At 67.6% G+C, this 1010-nt stretch carries 1 protein-coding gene; it reads right to left on the bottom strand.

The annotated features are described in order from the left end of the window. Positions 1-21: 21 nt before the first annotated feature. Complete coding sequence (gene sucD, locus FBQ73_RS08730) at positions 22-906, bottom strand: succinate--CoA ligase subunit alpha (protein ID WP_138399113.1); 885 nt, start codon at positions 904-906, stop codon at positions 22-24. Positions 907-1010: the final 104 nt, after the last annotated feature.

Raw genomic sequence — 1010 nt, 5'->3', positions numbered from 1 at the left:
CGATCGCTCAGCCCGAGAGCCTCAGCCCTTGAGCACCTCGACGAGGGTCTTGCCGAGGCGGGCCGGGGACGGCGACACGCGGATGCCCGCCGCCTCCATGGCCGCGATCTTGTCCTCGGCGCCGCCCTTGCCGCCGGAGATGATGGCACCCGCATGGCCCATGCGGCGGCCGGGAGGCGCCGTGCGGCCGGCGATGAAGCCGACCATCGGCTTCTTGCGGCCCTTCTTCGCCTCGTCCGCGATGAACTGCGCCGCCTCTTCCTCCGCCGAGCCGCCGATCTCGCCGATCATGATGATCGACGTGGTCTTCGGGTCCGCCAGGAACATCTCCAGCACGTCGATGAACTCGGTGCCCTTCACCGGGTCGCCGCCGATGCCCACCGCCGAGGTCTGGCCCAGGCCTTCCTGCGAGGTCTGGAACACCGCCTCATAGGTCAGCGTGCCGGAGCGCGACACCACGCCCACCGAGCCGGTCTTGAAGATATTGGCCGGCATGATGCCGATCTTCGACTGGCCGGCGGTGACGATGCCGGGGCAGTTGGGGCCGATGAGGCGGGACTTGGAGCCCGACAGCGCCCGCTTCACCTTCACCATGTCCAGCACCGGGATACCCTCGGTGATGCAGACGATGAGCGGGATCTCGGCGTCGATGGCTTCCAGGATCGCGTCGGCGGCGCCGGGCGGCGGCACGTAGATGACGGAGGCGTCGGCCCCGGTCTTCTCCTTCGCCTCGATCACGGTGTCGAACACCGGCAGGTTCAGGTGGGTGGTGCCGCCCTTGCCCGGCGAGGTGCCGCCAACCATCTTGGTCCCATAGGCGATGGCCTGCTGGGCGTGGAAGGTGCCGTTCTTGCCGGTGAAGCCCTGGGTGATGACCTTCGTGTTGGCGTCGATAAGCACGGACATCACGCAGCTTCCTTCTTCACGGCCGCGACGATCTTCTGCGCCGCGTCATCGAGGTCATCCGCCGGGATCACGTTCAGACCCGACTCACGGATGATCGTCTTGCC

Source organism: Xanthobacter autotrophicus (assembly GCF_005871085.1).
Taxonomy (GTDB): domain Bacteria; phylum Pseudomonadota; class Alphaproteobacteria; order Rhizobiales; family Xanthobacteraceae; genus Xanthobacter; species Xanthobacter autotrophicus.
The sequence above is the reverse complement of the archived record's forward strand: the minus strand, read 5'-3'. Positions and strand labels throughout refer to the sequence as shown.